The following is a 23,650-nucleotide window of genomic DNA, read 5'->3' on the forward strand; positions in this document are numbered from 1 at the left end:
CTTATCGAGTAATCATGTCATCACGATGAACAGCGACCGGGCCATATTCATAGCCCAGAATCGCATCGATTTGTTGAGAGTGGTGGCCGGCTATCCGCCGCAGAGCATCACTGTTATAACGGCTGACGCCATGAGCGATATCACGCCCTTGCAGGTTACAAATTCTGATGACCTCCCCCCGCGAGAAATTGCCCGTCACGCTTTTGATGCCTTTTGGCAGAAGTGAACTGCCACGTTCCAGCATTGCCGCGGTCGCACCTTCATCAACCGTAATTTCGCCTGCCGGCGGCGCCCCGAAGATCCAACGTTTGCGGTTCTCCAGCGGCGAGGCTTGCGCATGAAAACGGGTGCCGACGGAAATCCCCTCCATCACATCGCCGATCACGCCCGGTTTACTGCCTGAGGCAATAATCGTATCAATACCCGCGCGACAGGCCACGTCTGCCGCCTGAAGCTTAGTGCTCATACCACCGGTCCCCAGTCCGGAAACGCTGTCTCCCGCGATAGAGCGCAGCGCATCGTCAACGCCATACACATCTTTGATAAGCTCCGCCTGCGGATTGCTACGCGGATCGGCGGTAAATAATCCTTGCTGATCGGTCAGCAGCAGCAGTTTATCCGCGCCTGCCAGGATCGCAGCCAGCGCGGAGAGGTTATCGTTATCGCCCACTTTAATTTCCGCTGTCGCAACGGCATCATTTTCATTGATAACCGGCACAATATGGTTATCCAGTAATGCACGCAGCGTATCGCGGGCGTTCAGAAAGCGCTCTCTGTCTTCCATATCCGCACGCGTCAACAGCATCTGCCCGATATGGATACCGTAAATTGAAAACAACTGCTCCCACAGTTGAATCAGGCGGCTTTGCCCTACCGCCGCCAGAAGCTGTTTAGAGGCGATCGTTGCCGGCAGTTCCGGGTAGCCGAGATGTTCACGTCCGGCGGCAATCGCGCCAGAGGTAACAATAACAATACGATGTCCCGCGGCGTGTAGCTGCGCACACTGGCGGACAAGTTCTACGATATGGGCACGGTTCAGGCGGCGCGATCCGCCTGTTAGCACGCTGGTGCCGAGTTTTACGACCAGCGTCTGGCTGTCACTCATGATTCTCTGCCGTTCAAAATAAGAAATAAAGACCAAATGAACGTTTTAGCAGGACTGGCTCCGGTTGCCAACAACCTGTACGCGTAGCGTGAAATTTTGTTGCGCAGGATCAGCAAGCGTAGCGGCAGAATTTGACCATTTTATTACCGCAACAATTAAACATATTTTTTTAAAAAAATTCTCACTTTGTCATAAATCTTTCATTACCGAACGTTAAAAACCTTCCTGTTTTTTACCGGGTCTCCCGACAAATCATAGCGCGTAATTAAAACAGGAATGGAAATGAATAAGAGCACTCTGGCAATAGTGGTGAGTATCATCGCATCAGCATCTGTTCACGCCGCCGAGGTTTACAATAAAAACGGTAATAAGCTTGATGTGTATGGAAAAGTTAAAGCCATGCACTATATGAGCGATTATGACAGCAAAGATGGCGATCAAAGCTACGTTCGTTTTGGTTTTAAAGGCGAAACGCAAATTAACGATCAATTGACCGGCTACGGGCGCTGGGAAGCTGAATTTGCCGGTAATAAAGCCGAAAGTGATTCGTCCCAGCAAAAAACCCGCCTGGCCTTTGCTGGCCTGAAATTAAAAGATATCGGTTCTTTTGACTATGGACGTAACCTGGGCGCGCTGTACGATGTTGAGGCCTGGACGGATATGTTTCCCGAATTCGGCGGCGACTCTTCCGCCCAGACCGATAATTTTATGACTAAACGCGCCAGCGGGCTGGCGACTTACCGCAATACCGATTTCTTCGGCATCGTTGATGGACTGGATCTTACCTTACAGTATCAGGGGAAAAACGAAAATCGCGATGTGAAAAAGCAAAACGGCGACGGCTTCGGCACATCCGTGAGCTATGATTTCGGCGGCAGCGATTTTGCCGTCAGCGGCGCTTATACTCTCTCCGATCGCACCAGGGAGCAAAATCTGCAGCGCCGCGGTACGGGCGATAAAGCCGAAGCCTGGGCTACGGGTGTAAAGTATGACGCTAATGATATTTATATTGCGACTTTCTATTCAGAAACCCGCAACATGACGCCAGTTTCCGGCGGATTTGCCAATAAAACCCAAAATTTCGAAGCGGTTATCCAGTATCAGTTTGATTTTGGTCTGCGTCCGTCATTAGGCTATGTGCTGTCAAAAGGCAAAGATATTGAGGGCGTCGGCAGTGAGGATTTGGTGAATTACATTGACGTTGGCGCAACCTATTACTTCAACAAAAATATGTCCGCGTTTGTAGATTACAAAATCAATCAGCTTGATAGCGATAACACGTTAGGCATTAATGACGATGATATTGTGGCAATAGGGTTGACCTACCAGTTCTGATAAGTCGCATTGTGCCTGATGGCGCTACGCCATCAGGCATGGCAGCAGGGTTATGCCGACAGTTTTACCGGCTCGTCGTTGAAATCGTCAGACGGCTCCAGCGCCAGCTCCATAGAAATCAGCAGGTCGCGTAGCTTTTCATGAAACTCGCGTAGCGTGTATTCCAGTCGCTCCACCACTTCGGTTTCGTTAATCGGCACTGCGGTCCAGTTGCCCTCTTTATCAAACAAACCAAACTGATAACGATAAGTGAAGCGTTTCTCTTGTGCTTCCAGCTCCATCCACCAGCCCCAAAATTCACGCTTCTCTGGCGCGGGCTTCACGTTGACGCAAACTGCCAGGCAATCGAAAAAAAAACGATTGTCTTCGCACTGCCCTTCCCGGATATAGGGGCCAAGCGCGGTAAATTTCTTGATCAATCTACTTTTCGGGTGTCCACTCGGTAACGTCATTGCGATCTCCTTTAATGAAGCAACTGTTTTACCAAATCAATAGAATTTATCAATCTATTAACACAATCTATGATTAATCCAGTCGGTAATTTCTTGCAGCGCGTGGTCAAAATTGCGGTACACCGGGTTAAAAGGGATCTCTATCAGCTTACCGTCTGAAGATGATGTTGTAATTAAGCGAGACTCTTCTTCCGGGCTGAAAGGATCGTTTTTCCAGAAGCCGGAAAGCATTGGCGTAGGACAACGTCTGCCCAGTAGCCCCTGTACTTTCAACGAATAGCGATTGAGCTCCACACGTAGCGCCTCATCCGAAGCATCATGCATACCCAGACGGCTGGCCAGCACATCCAGATACATCTCCGGCACCGTGCTCTGTCGTTGCGGATCGCTAAGTAGCGCATGGACCACCGGCCCCAGGCAAGCCACCGCTTTCAAACGCGGCGCTTCCAGATAGGCCAGACGCACCGCAACATTGGCGCCAAAACGGAAACCAAACGCCGCAACACGGGTATGATCTACCCAGGGGACATTAGGAAGCGCTTTTAACACATGCTGGTGGAGCAAGCTGGAATCCTGGGTTAATTTCCACTTTGATGAAAATCCAACCGAAGGCATATCAAGCGTTAACATCGCGATACCGCGCGGCGCGAAATAGCGTTCATACAGGGTGTAATAGTCGGTTTGCATGGCGTCCAGGCCGCCGCACATGAGCACCGTCGGAAACGGACCATCCCCTTTCGGCATATGTAAAAACGCGGTGACAGGCGAACCGCCAGGAACGGCAAATTCCATTTCACGTAACGAGCCGGGCAACCGCTGCGCGGCCTCTTCATAGGCGCGATTCGCCAGCGCCTGCGCCTGCTCCGCCAGCTCATCGCCCTTCAAATGCGGGTAGGCGGCAATGTTATAGAGCGTTGAGGCATGAAGCCAGTAGCGTCCGCTGCGCATGGCGTCCTGTTCCTGACAGGCTTTCTGCTGCCAGTCCATCGCCTGCTTTGCCCACTCATAAATCCAGTTGCCGCCGCGGTAACCGATGACCGTATCGTATAAATCATCATCCGTTCGCTCTGCGTCGCTCATCACAATGCGCGCCTGCACATCAAGGATTTCTCGTGGGTCAACGCCGCGCCAAATCCACATCAGGCGGTTTATCATGCGATACCAGTGCGGAACGTTCTTACCGTCCAGCGCGGATTGCATGGGCGGCTGCGACCCACGATTGAACCGACGGACAAGGGTAGACGTTTCAGTATGTTTAAAGCGGGGTTTGAACAGGGTTTCGCTGAGGTTAGCCTGTGTCATTCGTGCAGCCTCCTTGGATACTCATAGAGGCTTATTGTAACCAATAAAACAGCGCCCGGCATTGCCGGGCGCTCTGAAAAGCTGCTGATTAACGACCTGAAATCGGCGGTACAAATACCACACCCATATCCCAGGGCTGCTCAATCCAGGTGTTCTGAGGAATATCAATAACATAATCATCAACCAGCGGACGGCCCGCCGGTTTAGCGAAAATCGTGACGAAATGCGCTTTAGGGTACATTTCGCGAATCGCGACGGCGGTACCGCCGGTATCGACCAGATCGTCGATGACGATAAAGCCTTCGCCGTCGCCTTCTGCACGTTTCAGCACTTTCAGTTCGCGCTGGTTATCGTGATCGTAGCTGGAGATGCATACGGTATCGACATGACGAATGCCCAATTCACGCGCCAGTAGTGCGCCCGGTACAAGGCCGCCACGACTTACGGCAATAATGCCTTTCCATTGTTCTGAAGGCATGAGGCGGCTCGCCAGTTTGCGTGCGTGAATCTGCAACATGTCCCAGGTGACGACGTATTTTTCGCTCATGTGAAGTGTCCCAGCCTGTTTATCTACGGCTTAAAAAGTGTTCGAGGGGGAAATAGTTGCGCGAGATTATAGAGACCTGACGCGCTAAAAACCAGTGTTTAGCGGAATCCACGCCTCTTTTTGTATGCTTTATACTACCCGCAGGCGGAGAAAGTGGTATTCTCAGTCGCATCTCGTAAGAGTTATCAATTCCGCTAACCCTGTGGCCTGTAAGAACGTTTTTCAGACCACCGCCAAGGAGACTTATCGTGTCTGAACTGTCTCAGTTATCACCACAACCTTTGTGGGATATTTTTGCCAAAATCTGTTCTATTCCTCACCCGTCCTATCACGAAGAGCAACTCGCGGAACATATTGTGAGTTGGGCCAAAGAGAAAGGCCTTTACGTGGATCGCGACCAGGTCGGTAATATTCTGATCCGTAAGCCCGCCACTGCAGGTATGGAAAATCGCAAGCCGGTCGTTTTACAGGCGCATCTGGATATGGTGCCGCAAAAAAATAGCGACACCGTTCACGACTTCACTACAGATCCTATCCAGCCTTATATTGATGGCGAATGGGTTAAAGCGCGCGGTACTACGCTCGGCGCCGACAATGGTATTGGAATGGCTTCTGCGTTAGCGGTACTGGCTGATGATAATGTCGTCCATGGCCCGCTGGAAGTGCTGCTGACCATGACCGAAGAAGCCGGCATGGATGGCGCGTTCGGCCTCCAGTCCGGCTGGTTGCAGGCCGACATCCTGATCAACACCGACTCTGAAGAAGAAGGTGAGATCTATATGGGCTGCGCAGGCGGCATCGATTTTACCTCTAATCTGCCGTTGACCCGTGAAGCTGTACCCGCAGGATTTGCGTGCTTTAAGCTAACCCTGAAAGGTCTGAAAGGCGGCCACTCCGGTGGTGAAATTCACCTCGGCCTTGGCAATGCCAACAAATTGCTGGCGCGTTTTCTGGCCGGGCACGCAGAAGAACTGGATCTGCGTCTGATCGATTTCAACGGCGGCACGCTGCGTAACGCGATTCCGCGCGAAGCGTTCGCTACCCTCGCCGTTTCCGCAAACAACGTAGGCGCTCTGAAAACATTAGTGAACGCTTACCAGGATATTCTGAAAAACGAACTGGCGGAAAAAGAGAAAAACCTGACGCTGCAACTCAATGAGGTTGCTAGTGATAAAGCCGCATTGACCGCGCCGTCACGCGATACCTTTGTGCGCCTGCTGAACGCAACGCCGAACGGCGTGATCCGCAATTCAGACGTAGCGAAAGGCGTAGTGGAAACATCGCTAAACGTTGGCGTGGTCACAATGTCTGATGCGAATGTCGAAATTCACTGCCTGATTCGCTCTCTTATCGACAGCGGTAAAGATTATGTGGTGAGTATGCTGGATTCGCTGGGCAAGCTGGCTGGCGCGAAAACCGAAGCAAAAGGCAGCTATCCTGGCTGGCAGCCCGATGCGAACTCGCCGGTCATGCACCTGGTGCGGGAAACCTATCAGCGTCTGTTCAACAAGACACCGAACATCCAGATTATCCACGCCGGCCTGGAATGCGGTCTGTTTAAGAAACCCTATCCGGATATGGACATGGTTTCTATTGGGCCTACCATTACCGGACCTCACTCTCCGGATGAGCAGGTACATATCGAAAGCGTCGGCCACTACTGGACTCTGCTGACCGAATTGCTGAAAGCGATTCCTGCGAAGTAAGAAAGCGCTAAAATGCCCGTCCCATTTCTGGACGGGCTAGCAATATGGAATATCGGGTATCCATTGCCAGATAACCTCTCCTGAATACGCTGAAATAGCGCTGCGGCTACACGCGAATAGCCAGACAGCCCGATAACAGCGCCGGTAACACCGAATTATTGTGGCGTAAACGCCATTCCTTTAAATATCCGCAGCGGATTGCCGCGCTCAATCTGATGATGGAACAGACGCCTTTCAGACTTCAACGCCGCACACTCATTTTGCCGTTGCTGTTCCAGCCGCCAGGCAATCAGCAGCCGGGCCAGACGCTTATTCGCATGTTGACTGCGCTCCGACTGAACCTTCACGCTAATCCCGCTCACCAGGTGCGTGGCCCGCACTGCCGAGTCGGTTTTATTAACGTGCTGCCCACCCGGGCCGGAAGAGCGCAGAGTCTCGAAACGAATCTCATCAGACTGTATGTGTTCGTCGGCGGAAAAGCGCCCAATGCCGACGTACCAGTTTTTTCGCCCATGGTGCGGGCGATACGGGCTGGTACAAATCCACAGTAACGTGCCGCACCAACGTTCACTGAAAGCCATAGCTTTTTCGCCGTCCAGCGAGACCAGCGCGGAACGCAGCGTGTCTGGTAATCGTCCCGGCTCTGTTTCAAGCCGTGTCAACGATACCTTTTCTCTGGCGGCTTCTTTCGTCAGACAATCCAGCGCTTTTTTTACCGCCAGACAACACTCGTCCGGTCCCTGTGCGGAAGAAAGTTGCAGTAAGATCATGCGCTTTTCTCCCCTGAGGTTTTCAGCGTCAGCACCGGACGCAGGCAGGCAACTGGCGTAATCAGTCCGGCGTCTGCCAGACAATCCACCACGCTATCGATGGATTTATACGCCTGCGGCGCTTCCTCATAAATGAGCTGGCGATCGCGGCAAATCACCCGGCTACCCATCCCGGTACGGCAGAGCTGTCGCGGGGTAAATTTTGCCGATAACCGGTCTTTACACTCAGTACGCATCCATTTGCGTCCCGCGCCATGCGCCAGGGAGAAGAGGCTCTCCTCGCTGACGACGGGTTTCACCAGCCAGCTATAATCGCCGCGCGAGCCGGGGATAATCACCAGTCCCTGCCCATCTGGCGTAGCGCCTTTACGATGCAGCCACCCCGCCTCACCCGCGACAGTACAGGGTTCAACGAAGTTATGCGCCACATCCAGCCGCGGTTCGCCCTCAGCCCTGAGCTGTTGCAGTATCCGGCGGGCAATCAGCGCGCGATTACTGCGGGCAAATGCCAGCGCATCGTCATGTTCTGCAAGGTAGCGGCGCGCATCGTCGCTATCTTCCGGCAAACCGTTATGCGAAAACGCCTCCACATGACGACGCAGGATAGCTTGCCCCAGACCGCGTGAACCACTGTGTACCAACAGTAATAACTGCGCTTTTTGCAACCCCGACAAAGCGAACGAATCAGCATCGACGATGCGATCGACCTGCTGCAGCTCGGCAAAATGATTGCCGCCGCCAATGGAACCCAGCGCAGAGCGCCACGAATGATGCTGCATTGCGGCGGGGACATTCTCCTCCAGCCACTGCGCGTCCGCCACGTCAGTCAGCGACGCCAGCCGCTTCTCCAGTTTATCGGCGTTACATTTACGCCCTAAAATATCCGTTTGCCATAACGCCATGCCGCAGCCGATATCGTTGCCGACCAGCGCCGGATAAAAGCGTCCACGCGAGAAAAAGGCTGCGCCAATAGGGTAGCCGCGCCCCGGATGCAGATCTGGCATCCCGATAACGCGTCTCATACCGGTTAACTTAGCCGTCGTATATAATTGTTGGATCGCGGAATCTTCGATCCACAGGTTATCTGATGCGATAGAAAATACCACATCTGATAAAGGACGAATATAATTGCCCATATACCATTCCATATATGAATTAAAAAATCAGGAAATGGCAGACTAATCCAGAGCAATAAGAGAAAATTAATCCTGGAAATGTCTGCAAAGTGCGTTCAGAGAATAAAGTGTCATGATGAACCTCCTTTGCAGTTATTGAGAATGAGAAAACGCGGGTATAGTAATACTGAAATTTAGATGGCGCAATCGTAATAGTGATAAAATCTTAATGGCCTGACTTATAACCCTAACACCAACTGTCGTTCCAATTGAGGGTCGAGCAGCGTTACGTGTAGCCCCACCAGCCGTACGCCGCGCTCGCCGCGACGCTCGTTCCAGGTTTTACGGGCGGTGGTAATTAAGTCTTCTTTATTTAATTGCGGCCAGACATGTTCCTGAGTGGTTTGCTGAAAATCATTAAATTTTAATTTAACGCCCTGTCGGGCAATCAGTAAATCGGGCTTCACTATAGCCAGACGACGCTCCAGCTCCGGATATAAATGCTCAATAATAGCCTCGCAGTCCGACCATTCATGAATATCCTCCGCCAGAGTACGCTCAACGCCTACCGATTTACGCAGCCTTTCGCTGTTAACATCACGCTCGTCAATACCCTGACTACGCTCCCATAATACCCGGCCAAATTTACCAAAGCGTTTGAGAAGCATCGCCAGATCGCACTGTTGAATATCCCCGCAGGTTCTTAACCCCATATTTTCCAGTTTGGCGGCGGAAACTTTCCCCACGCCTGGAATTTTGGCTAACGGCAACGTTTTAAGAAAGTCGGGTACATCGGCTGGCGTAATAACATATTGCCCGTTCGGTTTATTGAGATCGGAGGCGATCTTCGCCAGAAATTTCACTGGCGCAACGCCGGCAGAAGCGGTGAGTTGCAGTTCATTGAAAATAGTCTGACGAATCTCCCTGGCGATCAGAGTCGCCGAACCATAACAGTGCGGGCTGTCAGTCACATCCAGCCAGGCTTCATCCAGCGAGAGCGGTTCAATCAGTGAAGTGTAGCGGGAAAAGATGTCACGTACATGCCGCGAAGCCTCTTTATAGGCGTCAAAGCGGCCAGGCAGTAAGGTGAGATGAGGGCACAGCTTTAGCGCCATGGCAGTCGGCATCGCGCTGCGTACGCCAAACTGGCGCGCAGGATAGTTGGCGGTACTGATAACGCCTCTTCGCTCACGACTCCCGCCAATGGCAATAGGGATATCGCGTAACGCCGGATTATCACGCATCTCTACCGCGGCAAAAAAACAGTCCATATCAACATGTATGATTTTGCGCATCGCTCGCCCCCACAATACTGTTTAAGTGTACAGTATGTTTTATTGCGCGCAAAGAGACATTCGCGTTAAAAATGCGACATATTCGAAGGTATGACGACGAAAGCGGCGGGAAAATTGTAAACGTACACACGGGGACTTGCGAAAAACTGCCGTGGTGCTAATGTGAGCGCTCCAAATCCAGATTACTCCGATTTGGGGACTCTTTTGCCGTTCTGGCGTGTGTAACCGTTTTATCAAGGAACAAGCAGTATGCGTAAAATCGCATTTTTTCTTGCGATGCTTCTGATGCCGTGCGTCTCATTTGCCGGTTTGCTGAGCAGCAGCAGCCCCGTCACGCCGGTCAGTAAAGAGTATAAGCAGCAGTTAATGGGCTCACCGGTCTATATTCAGATTTTTAAAGAAGAGCGCACTCTTGATCTCTACGTCAAAATGGGTGAGCAATACCAGTTGCTTGATAGCTACAAAATTTGCAACTATTCCGGCGGGTTAGGCCCGAAACGCCGTCAGGGCGATTTTAAAAGTCCGGAAGGGTTTTACAGCGTTCAGCGTAATCAACTCAAGCCAGACAGCCGTTTTTATAAGGCCATCAACATTGGTTTTCCCAATGCCTACGATCGCGCGCATGGCTATGATGGTAAATATCTGATGATTCACGGTGCCTGTGTTTCCGTCGGCTGCTATGCCATGACCGACAGCGGCATTGATGAGATTTTCCAGTTTGTCACCGCCGCGCTGGTCTTTGGTCAGCCGAGCGTGCAGGTGAGTATTTATCCGTTCCGGATGACCGACGCCAATATGCAGCGTCATAAATATTCTTATTACAAAGATTTCTGGGCGCAGCTAAAACCCGGCTACGATTATTTTGAACAGACGCATAAGCCGCCAACTGTTTCTATCGTTGATGGACGTTACGTCGTGAGCAAACCGTTGAGTCACGAAGTTGTTCAGCCACAGCTGGCCTCAAATTATACGCTCTCCGAGGCAAAATAACGCCCATTCGCCTGGCATAATCTTTTGCCAGGTTTCATTCCCCGTTAGCGGCTGGGTAGCAATCACGGTAACCACGTCATTTGGCGTGGTCTGTGAACTGAAATCAATTTCCATATCCTGATCCACCAGCGTGGCTACGCCAAACGGCGCCCGGCGAGTGATCCAGTGCAAATGGGTTGAGCAAAACGCCATCACATATCGCCCATCTGACAGCAGCATGTTAAAAACGCCTTTTTCACGTAATACCGTCGCCAGTGTCGCAATATATTTAAATACCGCTGTCATGTTGCCCGGCGTGCGGGGATAACGCTGCGTTAATTTATGCAATAGCCAGCAAAACGCTTTTTCGCTGTCGGTTTCCCCCACCGGACGAAAATTACCGGTTTCCAGCGACTTATAACCGTTGAGCTGACCGTTATGAGCATAAGTCCAGTTGCGTCCCCGTAATTCCCGGGTAAAAGGGTGTGTATTTTCCAGCGCCACTTCACCGCGATTAGCCTGACGGATATGGGCGATAACCGAGCAGGACTTGATCGGGTAATTCTGTACCAGTTTCGCAATCGGCGAATGGTAGCTCGGTTGCGGATCTTTAAACGTGCGACAGCCCTTTCCTTCGTAAAAGGTAATTCCCCAGCCGTCTTTATGCGGCCCGGTTCCGCCGCCACGCTGCACCAGTCCGGTGAAGCTAAAGCAGATATCCGTCGGCACATTGGCGCTCATCCCAAGCAGTTCGCACATACATCACCTCCACAAACGCCTTAAGCGGGAAGGCGTAATTTTTACAGCCAATCAAAACTCAAAATATCAAAGAAAACAATATGCTATACCCTAAATAATTCGAGTTGCAGGAAGGCGGTAAGGGAGGAAATCCCCAGGAACATAGATAACTATGTGACTGGGGTTTCTGAGCGCAACCAACGCACCTGCAGCTTGAAGTATGACGGGTATAGTTATTTAACCATCTCTTTTTCGATCAACTGAATCAAAATATGAATTACTTTGATATGAATTTCCTGAATACGATCGGCATAACCGAAGTGCGGTACGCGAATTTCAATATCCGCCGTTCCCGCCATTTTGCCGCCGTCTTTGCCGGTCAACGTAATCACTTTCATGCCTTTTTCACGGGCCGCGGCAATCGCTTTAATCACGTTACCAGAGTTACCCGACGTCGAGATCCCTAACAGGACATCGCCTTCGCGCCCTACCGCCTCAACGTAACGAGAGAAAATATAGTCATAGCCAAAATCATTACTGACGCAGGATATATGGCTAACATCAGAAATCGCAATTGCCGGGTAGCCCGGACGATTTTCACGATAACGACCTGTCAGCTCTTCAGCAAAGTGCATCGCATCGCAATGGGAGCCGCCGTTACCGCAGGAAAGTACCTTACCACCCGCTTTAAAACTGTCAGCCAACAGGACCGCCGCGCGCTGAATGGCGTGAATATTGGCGTCATCTTTTAAAAAATTAGCCAGCGTTTCCGCCGCTTCGTTCAGTTCGTTACGAATAAGATCCTGGTACATGAGGATATCCTTCAGCATGAATGTAAATGACAGTATGCAGTGTACCGGATAGCAGTACAGGCGAGAAGCATAAGCCGAATTAACGCCTCACGCTTTTGATTTTTCGTGCCCCCAAAAACGGCAACAATGTGAGCTTTGTTGTAATTATTTTGTAAACACATTGCTAAAAAATTTTACATCTACTACAACCTAATCATCACAAGTGGTCAGACCTCCTACAAGCAAGGGAGCTTTTCGTTATGATGATTTTGAGTATTATCGCTACGGTTGTTCTGCTCGGCGCATTGTTCTATCACCGCGTGAGTTTATTTCTCAGCAGCCTGATTCTGCTCGCCTGGACCGCCGCACTTGGCGTCGCTGGCCTGTGGTCCATCTGGCTGTTGGTTCCTCTGGCCATTATCCTCGTGCCGTTTAACCTCACACCGATGCGAAAATCAATGATTTCCGCACCGGTGTTCCGCGGCTTCCGTAAGGTCATGCCGCCGATGTCGCGCACTGAGAAAGAAGCGATTGATGCCGGTACAACCTGGTGGGAAGGCGATCTGTTCCAGGGCAAGCCTGACTGGAAAAAACTGCACAACTATCCGCAACCGCAACTCACTGCCGAAGAGCAAGCGTTTCTCGACGGTCCGGTAGAAGAAGCGTGCCGGATGGCGAACGATTTTCAGATTACCCATGAACTGGCGGATCTGCCGCCGGAACTGTGGGCTTACCTGAAAGAGCATCGTTTTTTTGCGATGATCATTAAAAAAGAGTATGGCGGGCTGGAGTTCTCCGCTTATGCGCAGTCCCGTGTACTGCAAAAACTGTCCGGCGTCTCCGGGATTCTGGCTATCACCGTCGGCGTTCCAAACTCACTCGGCCCTGGCGAGTTATTGCAGCACTATGGTACGGAAGAGCAGAAGAATCACTATCTGCCGCGACTGGCGCGCGGCCAGGAGATCCCCTGCTTTGCGCTGACCAGCCCGGAAGCAGGTTCTGATGCAGGCGCCATTCCGGATACCGGCGTGGTTTGCATGGGCGAATGGCAGGGCCAGCAGGTGCTGGGTATGCGCCTGACCTGGAACAAGCGTTACATTACGCTGGCGCCGATAGCTACCGTGTTGGGTCTGGCGTTTAAGCTTTCCGATCCGGATAGACTGTTAGGCGGAGAAGAAGAGCTGGGTATTACCTGCGCCCTGATCCCCACCTCAACGCCGGGTGTGGAAATTGGTCGTCGCCACTTCCCGCTTAACGTTCCGTTCCAGAATGGTCCAACCCGCGGTAACGATATTTTCGTGCCTATTGATTATATTATCGGCGGCCCCAAAATGGCCGGACAGGGCTGGCGTATGCTGGTGGAATGTTTGTCGGTAGGACGCGGTATTACCCTGCCGTCCAACTCCACTGGCGGGGTGAAATCCGTCGCGCTGGCAACCGGCGCCTATGCTCACATTCGTCGTCAGTTCAAAATTTCTATCGGCAAGATGGAAGGTATTGAGGAACCGCTGGCGCGTATTGCAGGTAACGCTTATGTGATGGATGCCGCCGCATCGTTAATCACCTACGGCATTATGCTGGGCGAAAAACCGGCGGTACTGTCGGCTATCGTGAAGTACCACTGCACCCACCGCGGCCAGCAGTCAATTATCGACGCGATGGATATCACAGGGGGTAAAGGCATTATGCTGGGCGAGAGCAACTTCCTGGCGCGTGCTTACCAGGGCGCGCCTATCGCGATCACCGTGGAAGGCGCGAATATCCTGACCCGTAGCATGATGATCTTTGGTCAGGGCGCCATTCGCTGCCATCCTTATGTACTGGAAGAGATGGCCGCAGCGCAGAATAATGATGTGAATGCCTTTGATAAGCTGTTGTTTAAACATATTGGTCATGTCGGCAGCAATACCGTTCGCAGTTTCTGGCTTGGCCTGACCCGCGGATTAACGAGCCATACGCCAACCGGCGACGCCACGAAGCGTTATTACCAGCATCTGAACCGACTGAGCGCAAACCTGGCGCTGCTGTCTGACGTGTCAATGGCGGTACTGGGCGGCAGCCTGAAACGCCGCGAGCGTATCTCCGCGCGTCTGGGCGATGTGTTGAGTCAGCTTTATCTGGCCTCAGCCGTACTGAAGCGTTACGACGACGAAGGTCGCCACGAAGCCGACCTGCCGCTGGTGCACTGGGGCGTACAGGATGCGCTGTATCGTGCTGAACAAGCGATGGACGATCTGCTGCAGAACTTCCCGAACCGCGTCGTGGCCGGATTGCTCACCGCGATGATCTTCCCGACTGGCCGTCATTATCTGGCGCCGTCTGATAAGCTGGATCACGCCGTGGCGAAGATCCTGCAGGTGCCGAACGCCACACGTTCACGCATTGGGCGCGGCCAGTATCTGACACCCGCCGAACATAATCCGGTCGGTTTACTGGAAGAAGCGCTGCGTGATGTCATCGCTGCCGACCCTATCCACCAGCGCATCTGCAAAGAACTGGGTAAAAATCTGCCGTTTACTCGTCTGGATGAACTGGCGCGCAATGCGCTGGCGAAAGGGCTTATAGATAAAGATGAAGCCGCCATCCTGGCGAAAGCGGAAGAGAGCCGCCTGCGCAGTATCAACGTTGATGATTTTGAACCTGAAGCGCTGGCGACCAAACCGGTAAAGCTGCCGGAGAAAGTGCGTAAAGTCGAAGCCGCATAATCAGTCTCGCATCTTTCCTGCCCCGCTTTCGCGGGGCTTTTTCTTGCCGCTTTTTTATTATTGCTCATGCTACAGTGTAAAGACGCTGTTCAATGAGGAGCTCCGATCGTGTCTGGTTTGAAAATTACTCTGTTGCAACAACCTTTAGTCTGGATGGACGGCCCGGCAAACCTGCGTCATTTTGACAGACAGCTAGAGCTCGTATCTGGCCGGGATGTGATTGTTCTGCCTGAAATGTTTACCACCGGCTTCGCGATGGAGGCCGCTAATAACTCACTTTCGCAAGATAGCGTGATTACGTGGATGCAGGCCAAAGCCCGACAAACTGACGCTCTGATTGCCGGCAGCGCGGCGCTACAAACTGAGCGCGGCGCCGTAAATCGCTTCTTACTGGTTGAACCAGAAGGTAAGGTTCATCTCTATGATAAGCGCCATCTGTTTCGTATGGCGGATGAACATCAACATTATGCCGCAGGCGATAAACGCATCATCGTGCAGTGGCGCGGTTGGCGCATTCTACCGCTGATCTGTTACGATCTGCGCTTTCCGATATGGTCGCGCAACCGCAATGATTACGATCTGGCGTTGTATGTAGCGAACTGGCCCGCGCCGCGCTCGCTACACTGGCAAACATTACTGACAGCGCGCGCTATTGAAAATCAGGCTTATGTCGCAGGCTGCAACCGGGTTGGCACCGATGGCAACGGGTTACATTATCGCGGCGATAGCCGGATCATTAATCCCCAGGGTGATATTATCGCCACCGCCGAACCACACCAGGCGACACGTATCGATGCCGATCTTTCTCTCGTCGCCTTGCAGGACTATCGCGAAAAATTTCCAGCCTGGCGCGATGCCGATCCATTCACCTTGTAAGCAACCTGCCGCTCACCGCGGCGGGATTGTTTCACTCCGTAACTCTCCGTAAAACAAATTCGCGTGGCGTAATGTGGCAGGCAACGTATTCTGACTAAGAGCCTATCCCATTAGGGCTATTTTACTTGCCATTTTGGACCTGGGCAGTGCTCAAAATCCTCACGTACTACGTGTACGCTCCGGTTTTTGCGCGCTGTCCGTGTCCAAACTGGCTGCGCCAATAACGCCTACTGGGATAGGCTCTAAGATAATTGCTCGCCATTCGTGGGTAATAAAAACGGTTAATCACTCCCTTATCAGGATATCTTCATGAAAAACTTTGTACGCACAACTTTACTGGCAGCGACTCTGGCGGGCGTTTCTTTTGGCGCTTTCGCCACCGCTGTTCCCAATCCTCCCCTGCCCGCCCAGGATCCTATTGTCCAGCATCTGAAGCTGACAAACGATCAGATTACCCGGATCAAAAAACTTCACCAACAACTGGAAACCGACGTCAGTCAGATTTCTATGAAGGGAATTAAAGACGGTGCGCTGATAGAGGTGATTAAATCCGGTAAATGGGATGACGCCGCCGTAAAACAGCAGCTTGCAGCCTTCAGTAACATAGAACAACAGGCTCGCTATTATCGGGTTAAATATTATTTTGATTTAAGCAAAGTCTTGACACCAGAACAACGTCAACAGGTACAACAAGATCTCGCCCAGGCACTTGAGTAAATATTTTTGCCCGTTATTCCTGGATAACGGGCTTTATTCTGGTCGGGTACAAATTCATCTTCATCTTTTTCTTACAGCATCGCTCCATCTCACACTACCCGTTACATAACATAGAAGTGAAACCGTACGTGGGGCTGGCATACGTTGGGCAATTTGGCGAGGAGATGGATTTCCATACCGACGATTATCGTATTGTTATTTAAAATCTTCATCTCATTTTTTACCCGCTTACAGAAAACCCAGCGTTACAATAGACCGTTTTTTGGGCTTCGTTTATGTAATCGTTATATCACACCCTATACCGTGAAACTTGTCTTTTAGCCCAATATTAAGGCAGGTTCTGAAATGAAAAACTTTTTCGCAGTCTGCATCATTCCCCTTGTGGTAGCCTGGTCCGCTACTGCATCAGCAAAAGAAGGGATCTATATCACCGGGAAAGCGGGGACATCCGTAGTAAATGTCTATGGAATCAACTCAACCTTCAGCCAGGATGAGATAGTCAATGGTCATGCAACGTTACCTGACCGTACCAAAGGCGTTTTTGGCGGCGGGGTTGCTATCGGTTATGACTTTTATGATCCATTCCAGCTTCCAGTACGTTTAGAACTGGATACCACTTTCAGAGGTGAGACGGATGCTAAAGGCGGGCAGGATATTATTGCATTTGGTCAGCCAGTACACATAAATGTAAAAAATCAGGTCCGAATGACCACTTACATGGTTAATGGCTATTATGATTTTCACAATAGTACGGCGTTTACACCCTATATCAGCGCAGGCGTTGGCCTCGCTCATGTGAAGCTAAGTAATAACACCATTCCTGTTGGTTTTGGTATTAATGAAACTCTGTCTGCTTCAAAAAATAACTTTGCCTGGGGCGCAGGTATCGGTGCAAAATATGCTGTAACAGATAATATTATGATTGACGCCAGTTATAAATACATTAATGCAGGCAAAGTAAGCATTTCAAAAAATCACTATGCTGGTGATGAACATACCGCTTATGATGCAGACACAAAGGCTGCCTCCAATGACTTCATGCTCGGCATTACTTACGCCTTTTAAACACTATCAGTAAAATAGCTGGTCCTGTGGGTTCCCGAAGGCGCAATGGAGGATATCAGTAATGAATACTCCTGCGCCTTCAGAAAATCGTTGAACAGGTGCAACCTGGCGCCATTTTTCAGTACACTGCAACGTTTCTGGTATGGGCTTAACTTCCGGCTGCCCAAAAACAGCCCCGTCCTGTTGTATGATCTCTAAATGTGAATGGCACGATTATGCGAGATACTTACAAGTGTCTGGTATGAAGATATACTGCGAACGCCGATGTAAACGGCGCGCGTAACATTTTAGAGCGGGACACGCCGTGCTTGCCTGTGGAAGGAGCGTGCAGTCAGGCAGCCCGTTGGAGCAGGAACCCACGCCCTTCAGGACGTGGAGGATGTCAATGCACAAGAATTGGGGAATCTTTAGCAGAATTTATTATCTCTACAGTAGCATCTCTCTTGTTCCCGTCATAAATAACCCAATGCCTCCAGAGCTGAAACCGCCTTCAGCATGAGCACTGGCTGCAAATAACACCAAATAAAATAATAATATAACAACTACCGAGACAAAAAACACCTCTCTAAAGTATTTAGAATTCATACAGTCAGCTCATTTAAATTTAACGTCACATGCAACCATGCATGCGTAAAACAAGAACCACACTCATATTAATAATGATTAGTAATGTGAGTGTGCGTATAACGAGATACAGATGTATATTCCTTAATGTAACGGAACATCATCAATGCAAATAGCAACCATCGATATATTAAACTAAAATAATACATCTAGTGCATATATAAACCATTCGTATGGTGGCTGTAATAAAATTGTTGATAAACGGTCATCCCCTAAACTTCCAGCCTCCCCACCGCACGAACAATGATGTTCTTTATATTTAATCGTAATAAAAAACAAAACAATAATTAAACAAAAAATAAATAAGATATTTTTGATTCAAATTTTCACTCCTTCTGTTATATACACCAAGTTTCATTTTTTTTATGATCCCGAAAGAAAAAACCGTCATATGACGATGGCCATTGCATTCCATACATGTAATCAACTTCGTTCTGGTACACGGCCCTCTGTTCTACATCATTTATATCCCCGACAAGAATCTTTTGGAACTTATGATAATGATAAACACTACTAATAAAATTAGGATCACGAGGCACTACGCAAGCCTGAAAAAAGAACCCAAGGTTTTTAATTTCACTGGAATAAGAATGTTTACCACAAAAATCAAACCAAACTTCCATACCATAATCTCTGCGACTCCTGATGTACTCGCTCAGAAATTTGTGGTTGTTATTAAAGTCAACAGAAACAGCAAATAACCCGACGCTATTTAATTTACTGATCCTTTCCATATGTATGAGCACAAATTCCCAGGGGATCCTGAGTATATATTTATTTAACCCATATTTATGGTTGAATAAATTAAATGACTTTTGTAACTCTTCAAAAAACATCAATGACTCAATTATGTGGTTTTCGCCTTCTTTCCAGAAGGGTTCAACGAAATAAATATCAGTAACATCATCTGTTTTAATGCGGTTTTTTGTTACATGCACGGGGTGATATTTAACCATGTGATATTCCGCTGTGTTATTCTGTGCCGCTTAATTTCACCACTGCTGATTAAAATCCTTGTTCAACAGCCGCAATCTACCGTTGTTGTTCCGTAAGAAGGATAATAATGTATTAAATCAGTAAGTACACATCACACTTTCACACTGGCAGTTCGTTTGTTTCCTTTATTTGCTCAAGAACAAAGCTCGATGCAGATCCACTAATTGAAGAATTAGTTAATATTATTTTCTCATAAAAACTATAGTAATCGTTCATATCTGTAAATACTGTATGCATTAAATAATTAAATGATCCAGAAATTCGATAAAAGGCAATAACCTCAGGCATTGACTTTATTTTCTCAGAAATACTAGCGTATTGCTCCTCAGATATGTTAATCATAATAAAGACATTAAGTGAAAGACCTAGTTTTTCTTTATCCAATAAAGCGAACTGACCAATGATAACCCCCCTGTCTTTAAGTTTTTTTAAACGTTTGAAACATGGTGTGGGCGTAAGTCCCACTTTATATGCAAGTTGCCATAAAGTTTGCGCACAATCTTTTTGGATTTCTTTCAATAATTCTTTATCTTTATCATCTAAATACTCAGTCATAGGAAAGCAGAACCTCACGCATTGATTTTCATAAGTGAATAGATTTTCTTTATTAAATAAAACAAGTATATAAAGAGAACTCTGATTTAAAAAACCATATAAGAAAGATATCAATAAAATAAATAATTACTGTCAGGGGGTTTGTGTTCCCATCAGCATTGTCACTGTCAGCGTTCCCTGATACTCACCAGAACGCTTCTCCCTGATGTTAAAGGGTTGTGTTGTCAGGGTAAGGGGCACTGGCACACAACGTACCGCCTGCCGTTGCCCGGGAAGTAGCACCGGACGCGTTGCTGCTTTATCCACGTTATCCAGACTGAACTCCACGCCACGGGTGACAGGAATACTTCGTCCCCCATAATTCATACTGACCGCATAATCAATCGTATCAGCAGAATCGCTCTTTATAACCTGAAATCCCGTACCTGACTTATTGCTTCCTTCTATCTTCATCTGTAATGAACGGGCTTTCACACCTCCGTCATACAGACACATATCCAGATTAGCCCTGCCCGACATTTGTGAGGCATTCAGCCGGTGCAGATTCAGATCCACCCGAGGGGTTGCTGTACCAAATTGCGGAAAGTAAATAGCCGCATTTTCAGCAAAGTGGTCTGTTACATTCAGCGTGATATCCGACACTAAACTACCGATTGGAATATTCCACCATCGCAAAGATCGCATCTGCAGATGCGCAGTCCAGATGCCGGTAGTCGGGATTTTTTTCAACTCCTCACGCAGAATCCATGTTTTTATAATGACGTGATCCGCCATCTCGCTGTAGGTCACCGATCCTGCAAATCCCTCATCATGATTAGCAAACCTACCTGCCACGGTCAGGGTAATCGTCTCACCACTACCCTGCCGCGTAAACCGTAATGGCACGTTTTGGAAAGGTTGAGCACACACACCGTCTGGAACCCTTGTCCGGCATTTTCCGAAAACATCATCGTTTTCAGACAGGCACATTAATGAAAAGTACCCTAGACCGAAATCCCTTCGGACTACCTTAATAGACCATATATCCTGTTGTTCAGGGAGTGCATTCAGGTCTATATTCTCAGAGACTGGCAGGTTCCATGAATAGTCGCTCTCCCTTTCAGCCTGAGCTGAAACAGGTAACCACAGTACCAGAAGATGAATTGCAACCATCCTTGCAGAGCGAACAAGTTTTCGGATGAAATTAATAATTGCTGACCAATAGGCTGTCATACTCGTCCACTTCATTTTATTCTTCATAGTAATCGCCTTTATCTCTACGTCAGGCTTCCTGAACGGAATGGCGCAGCAAACCTGCCACGTTCAGCAAACGGATGACCCGCGGCGATATTTGCAACGCCTGTGGCAGGGCATCCACGTCACTTAATTCACACCGCACATCACCCACTACCTGCATAACATCCCGACGTTTATGTACTGACATCGGACAACGCAGGATCCTGTTTTTAGACAGCAGCCACAGGCTGGATTCTTTATGCTCGCTCTGCAGGCTAAATCGCCCGGAAGGTCCCAGCGACAAAAATGGATGGTTCAGTGGCTGTGCGTCCAGCAGCGGTCTGCCATCCTTGTCCAGTACGCGGCCAACGTACAGTCGGCTCATACTGGCGCTGATGTTGTGAACCAGCAGATGCCCGGGTGTCAGGAAGTAACGCCTGCTTCCCCCTCCCGCTTTTACGTCTGCCATACCCTGTGAACTAACCCCTGCATCCTCAATGGTCACCTCCGTGGCGTTATAGCCTTCCATCAGCAACAGCGACTGCTGACCAAAACCGAGACTGAACGGCTGGCTGCTGCCACGAACGCTGACTACTTTCCCGCTACTGCCCTCGTCCCCCTCTGACTCCACGTTCACCGCCATGCCAGAGGCCGGTTCACCGTCCTGACCACCTCCCCAGAACAGTCCATTACGGGATAACGCCAGAGACGAGCTGTAGCCAGCGGTGAGTGAACTGGCGCTGCCCGCATTACGTTGATGGGAGTTACTGATAGTGGCGCTCAGTTCACCCATACGGCCGCTCATGCGTCCGCCGAGACTCCCGCTCCAGCTGTCGTCGTTATAACCGGAGAAACCCACCGACAGTTCACGATACAGATCCTGCTGCCAGGATCTCACATGGTTCACATTCCAGGACGTCTGTGTTTTTTGATTCCGGCTACTGTGAATATCGGTCCCGGCTGAGGTATACCCATTACTGCCAGTCATTGTCGGTGGTTGAGAGGCATATGACACACTGACACTCATAAACAAGCCATCATCATTCACTCCGTCATTTCGGGTTCGCCATACTCCCCCATGGGTATTAATATTCATGCCAGCCATATTAAGGCTGTACGTTGCACTAGCCTGAGCAGATTCGCGGTGAGAGGCAGGGATGTATGCCTGTCGCCAGAACACATTTTCTTTGTCACTGTTATCATCATATCCCCGGTAAACCGGCCGACCTTCTGTCCTGCTGGTACTGTATCCCAGCAGGGCATACCAGTTCCCCACCGGAACCGACAGGGAGGCGTTCATCGAAGTCTGGCAGGTCATACTGGCATGCACTGACTGTGGATGACGACCACTACAGGCATCACTTTCCGTATGGTTACGCCACAGACTCGCGGAAAATCCGTCGTTGTATGTCACCTGCTCAGTGTTACCGCTCGTGCTGTCTGTCCCATGCAGTATCCCGGCAGAAAGGTCCAGCGTGCCATCCAGCACTGCATGCTGTGAATTCAGTCGGGTTTCACTGTACCAGGCCTCATGTGCCAGAGAGATACCTTCGGTCAGACTGATATTTTTCCGCAGCCCAGTTCGGAATCCGGCAGCCATGACAGTCTCACCGTCATAATGGCTGGCTTTATCCCCGGTATCTTCCTGCCCGCCCTGAATAAACCACTGGGTCTGTGCACTGAAGCTATTACCCCCCTTACTGAAGGGCTGGCTCTCCGTTCGTCGCAGAATTCCATCCTCATATATCCGCAACGCCAGAGGATAGCTTCCCGGTGGAAGAGAGTGAGTATCCAGGGTATGCATTCCCGGGGTCAGGAACTGACTCCCCAGCAACTCGCTGCCACGATAAATATCAATACGGGCATTTCGGGTAACCTGAACCATAACCGGAGTGGCATTCTGGTCCACCTCATGGTTAACATAAGCTTGGGTGGTCCCGGTTCGTAATCCATCAAACCGGCTCAGGGGAAGCAGACTGAACCCAAAATCCCCCCCCGTGGCGCTGGACAGATTCCGCTGATCCATCCGACCAGCCTGGAGATAATACTGATTGCCGAGATCCTGACGGACAAACAGATTGTCAAACCAGGTCTGACTGTTATTGTAATGTTCTGACTGATTCCAGATAGCCGCCCAGTTGCCTCCCAGATAACGACCGTCACCAAGCCCCAGGGCACCGCTACCATTCAGTGTCATATTACGACTGTGGAGATCATCACTCAGATACAGCGTCTGGCGGTGAATAAATGCGCTGACACCCTCCGGGGTCGGAGTCAGCCAGCGTTTATCACGTCGTTCTTCATCCGGCAACCAGTCCCGGTTAAGAAACAAAGATAACTGACCGTTGTTCTCATCAAAAATAACCGCAACATCCTCTTTATCTGTTGCCACGTAACCACACTCGCTGCTGTCTTTTGCTTCTGAGACACCACAGACCAGATTGCTGTTACGTAGCAACGGACGGCTGAGTGCAGCCAGCGCTTTTTGCCGTTCTGCGACCGGCAACGCGGCAAGCCCACTGCTTTCAAGTACCATCAATGGGGACATGAACTGCACGGTGTCCGGTTTAACCACCACCGGAAATAATCCCAGTGAATGCCCTGGTAGCAACACTTCAATTTGCTCAGTCTGTCCTTCCAGCAGAGATTCAAATCCAGGAGGGGGAATAAGAGTTGCCTGGCTGGTAAAACTGCACAATCCCAGTAAATAATACATCCAGAAATAACGACTCACGTAAAGAGACCTGAATTGCAATTAATAATAAGATCAAT

General features: G+C 49.9%; 21 protein-coding genes and 1 pseudogene. 8 read left to right on the forward strand and 14 right to left on the reverse strand.

Features of this window, described 5'->3' with window-relative positions; all coding sequences use genetic code 11:
* Position 1: 1 nt before the first annotated feature.
* Complete coding sequence (gene proB, locus LCS67_RS17245; RefSeq protein WP_001285275.1) at positions 2-1,105, reverse strand: glutamate 5-kinase; 1,104 nt, start codon at positions 1,103-1,105, stop codon at positions 2-4.
* A 282-nt stretch (positions 1,106-1,387) separates the two neighbouring features.
* Between proB and phoE the strand changes: the two genes are divergently transcribed.
* Complete coding sequence (phoE, locus tag LCS67_RS17250; protein WP_001043672.1) at positions 1,388-2,440, forward strand: phosphoporin PhoE; 1,053 nt, start codon at positions 1,388-1,390, stop codon at positions 2,438-2,440.
* Between the two features lie 50 nt (positions 2,441-2,490).
* Here the strand turns inward: phoE and crl are convergent, their stop codons facing one another.
* The 3 genes from crl to gpt all read right to left on the reverse strand — a co-directional run bounded on the left by crl (position 2,491) and on the right by gpt (position 4,741).
* Positions 2,491-2,892, reverse strand: coding sequence for a sigma factor-binding protein Crl (gene crl, locus LCS67_RS17255; RefSeq protein WP_000174693.1), 402 nt, complete (start codon positions 2,890-2,892; stop codon positions 2,491-2,493).
* Between the two features lie 57 nt (positions 2,893-2,949).
* Positions 2,950-4,194, reverse strand: coding sequence for an esterase FrsA (gene frsA, locus LCS67_RS17260; protein ID WP_000189586.1), 1,245 nt, complete (start codon positions 4,192-4,194; stop codon positions 2,950-2,952).
* Positions 4,195-4,282: 88 nt separating this feature from the next.
* Complete coding sequence (gene gpt / locus LCS67_RS17265; RefSeq protein ID WP_001292018.1) at positions 4,283-4,741, reverse strand: xanthine phosphoribosyltransferase; 459 nt, start codon at positions 4,739-4,741, stop codon at positions 4,283-4,285.
* A gap of 248 nt (positions 4,742-4,989) precedes the next feature.
* Between gpt and pepD the strand changes: the two genes are divergently transcribed.
* Positions 4,990-6,447 (forward strand): cytosol nonspecific dipeptidase, encoded by a 1,458-nt coding sequence (gene pepD, locus LCS67_RS17270; protein ID WP_001292981.1) that lies wholly within the window; start codon positions 4,990-4,992, stop codon positions 6,445-6,447.
* Positions 6,448-6,602: 155 nt separating this feature from the next.
* On the opposite strand, the gene prfH is transcribed toward pepD, so the two are convergent.
* The 3 genes from prfH to dinB all read right to left on the reverse strand — a co-directional run bounded on the left by prfH (position 6,603) and on the right by dinB (position 9,627).
* Positions 6,603-7,217 (reverse strand): peptide chain release factor H, encoded by a 615-nt coding sequence (gene prfH / locus LCS67_RS17275; protein ID WP_000602087.1) that lies wholly within the window; start codon positions 7,215-7,217, stop codon positions 6,603-6,605.
* Positions 7,214-8,353 (reverse strand): RNA ligase RtcB family protein, encoded by a 1,140-nt coding sequence (locus LCS67_RS17280; protein ID WP_000528904.1) that lies wholly within the window; start codon positions 8,351-8,353, stop codon positions 7,214-7,216. Before LCS67_RS17280 ends, prfH begins: the two co-directional genes overlap by 4 nt.
* 218 nt (positions 8,354-8,571) lie before the next feature.
* Positions 8,572-9,627 (reverse strand): DNA polymerase IV, encoded by a 1,056-nt coding sequence (gene dinB, locus LCS67_RS17285; RefSeq protein ID WP_001226199.1) that lies wholly within the window; start codon positions 9,625-9,627, stop codon positions 8,572-8,574.
* 249 nt (positions 9,628-9,876) lie between these two features.
* Between dinB and dpaA the strand changes: the two genes are divergently transcribed.
* Complete coding sequence (gene dpaA / locus LCS67_RS17290; protein ID WP_001225658.1) at positions 9,877-10,617, forward strand: peptidoglycan meso-diaminopimelic acid protein amidase; 741 nt, start codon at positions 9,877-9,879, stop codon at positions 10,615-10,617.
* Here dpaA and LCS67_RS17295 read toward each other — a convergent pair.
* Complete coding sequence (locus tag LCS67_RS17295; RefSeq protein ID WP_100521856.1) at positions 10,588-11,355, reverse strand: class II glutamine amidotransferase; 768 nt, start codon at positions 11,353-11,355, stop codon at positions 10,588-10,590. The genes dpaA and LCS67_RS17295 overlap by 30 nt on opposite strands.
* A gap of 212 nt (positions 11,356-11,567) precedes the next feature.
* Entirely contained in the window at positions 11,568-12,146 is a 579-nt protein-coding gene (gene lpcA / locus LCS67_RS17300; RefSeq protein ID WP_000284051.1) for a D-sedoheptulose 7-phosphate isomerase, read from the reverse strand.
* Between the two features lie 239 nt (positions 12,147-12,385).
* On the opposite strand from lpcA, the gene fadE reads away from it, so the two are divergent.
* From fadE to pagN, 4 genes are all read left to right on the forward strand, one after another.
* A complete protein-coding gene (fadE, locus tag LCS67_RS17305; RefSeq protein ID WP_000973041.1) occupies positions 12,386-14,830 on the forward strand; it encodes an acyl-CoA dehydrogenase FadE in 2,445 nt (814 codons plus the stop codon).
* Between the two features lie 108 nt (positions 14,831-14,938).
* On the forward strand, positions 14,939-15,706 hold the full coding sequence (locus LCS67_RS17310; protein WP_000015789.1) for an amidohydrolase: 768 nt from the start codon (positions 14,939-14,941) through the stop codon (positions 15,704-15,706).
* A gap of 309 nt (positions 15,707-16,015) precedes the next feature.
* Complete coding sequence (locus LCS67_RS17315; RefSeq protein ID WP_000788200.1) at positions 16,016-16,423, forward strand: Spy/CpxP family protein refolding chaperone; 408 nt, start codon at positions 16,016-16,018, stop codon at positions 16,421-16,423.
* Between the two features lie 345 nt (positions 16,424-16,768).
* A complete protein-coding gene (gene pagN / locus LCS67_RS17320) occupies positions 16,769-17,488 on the forward strand; it encodes an adhesin/invasin protein PagN (RefSeq protein WP_000787605.1) in 720 nt (239 codons plus the stop codon).
* Between the two features lie 6 nt (positions 17,489-17,494).
* On the opposite strand, the gene LCS67_RS17325 is transcribed toward pagN, so the two are convergent.
* Positions 17,495-17,680, reverse strand: coding sequence for a hypothetical protein (locus tag LCS67_RS17325; RefSeq protein WP_031602079.1), 186 nt, complete (start codon positions 17,678-17,680; stop codon positions 17,495-17,497).
* A gap of 56 nt (positions 17,681-17,736) precedes the next feature.
* Between LCS67_RS17325 and LCS67_RS17330 the strand changes: the two are divergent.
* Positions 17,737-17,849, forward strand: a pseudogene (locus LCS67_RS17330) (hypothetical protein); the annotation flags it as partial.
* Positions 17,850-18,450: 601 nt separating this feature from the next.
* On the opposite strand, the gene tioA reads toward LCS67_RS17330, so the two are convergent.
* From tioA to tcfC, 4 genes are all read right to left on the reverse strand, one after another.
* The gene (gene tioA / locus LCS67_RS17335) at positions 18,451-19,068 is read right to left on the reverse strand and encodes a protein TioA (protein WP_000241747.1); all 618 of its coding nucleotides are present in this window, start codon (positions 19,066-19,068) and stop codon (positions 18,451-18,453) included.
* 139 nt (positions 19,069-19,207) lie between these two features.
* Entirely contained in the window at positions 19,208-19,663 is a 456-nt protein-coding gene (gene tinR / locus LCS67_RS17340) for an Lrp/AsnC family transcriptional regulator TinR (protein ID WP_000141547.1), read from the reverse strand.
* A 132-nt stretch (positions 19,664-19,795) separates the two neighbouring features.
* Positions 19,796-20,902, reverse strand: a complete 1,107-nt coding sequence (locus LCS67_RS17345; RefSeq protein ID WP_031564707.1) for a CfaE/CblD family pilus tip adhesin — start codon at positions 20,900-20,902, stop codon at positions 19,796-19,798.
* Positions 20,903-20,924: 22 nt separating this feature from the next.
* On the reverse strand, positions 20,925-23,612 hold the full coding sequence (gene tcfC / locus LCS67_RS17350; RefSeq protein ID WP_024151533.1) for a fimbrial outer membrane usher protein TcfC: 2,688 nt from the start codon (positions 23,610-23,612) through the stop codon (positions 20,925-20,927).
* Positions 23,613-23,650: the final 38 nt, after the last annotated feature.

This window comes from Salmonella sp. A7 (assembly GCF_020181675.1).
In the GTDB taxonomy this organism is placed as follows: domain Bacteria; phylum Pseudomonadota; class Gammaproteobacteria; order Enterobacterales; family Enterobacteriaceae; genus Salmonella; species Salmonella enterica.